This is a genomic window from Pseudomonas sp. 30_B, from assembly GCF_017491605.1.
Classification (GTDB): Bacteria; Pseudomonadota; Gammaproteobacteria; order Pseudomonadales; family Pseudomonadaceae; genus Pseudomonas.
In genome coordinates, this window is sequence record NZ_JAFGYY010000249.1 from 1 (window position 1) to 483 (window position 483).

Below are 483 nucleotides of genomic sequence, written 5' to 3' on the forward strand. Positions count from 1 at the left end.
GCGCGTACTACCGGCTGCGCATCGAACCGTTCCCGACCGATCCGTCGATCAAGCAGAATCTCGGCGCGCTGCGGCTCGCGAACTTCATCGCGATCGCCTGGCTCGCCGCGAAGCTCGTCCATCTCGGCTGGATGCACCGGATCGCGCGGGCGATGCCGTGGATCGGCACGATCGGCCGCCAGGGCCTGCTGTGCTTTGTCGCCGGCACGGGCATTTCGCTGCTCGTCGATTCGCTGCTGTACGCGGCGACGGACGGCTATCTGGACCTGCGGCTCGGCCTCGCCGCCGACGCGGCCGCGATCGGCCTGCTGTACGTCGTCGCGAAGCTGTACGCGCCGCTCGTCGCGCGGGCGTCGGATTTCGTCAGGCAATCGCCGCTGCTGCAGCCGCTGCGGCCGTTCCGGCTGCCGCTGCGGCTGCCGCTGCGCCGCCCGAAACGCTGAAAATCCGCCTACGGCCGTCATGCGCCGCTGCTAGCATATG

The 483-nt window shown here is 69.6% G+C and carries 1 protein-coding gene; it reads left to right on the forward strand.

The features are described 5' to 3' along the window. Positions 1–443: OpgC domain-containing protein (gene opgC / locus J5M67_RS28130; RefSeq protein WP_207888635.1), on the forward strand; the 443-nt coding region annotated here is incomplete at its 5' end. Positions 444–483 lie beyond the last annotated feature (40 nt).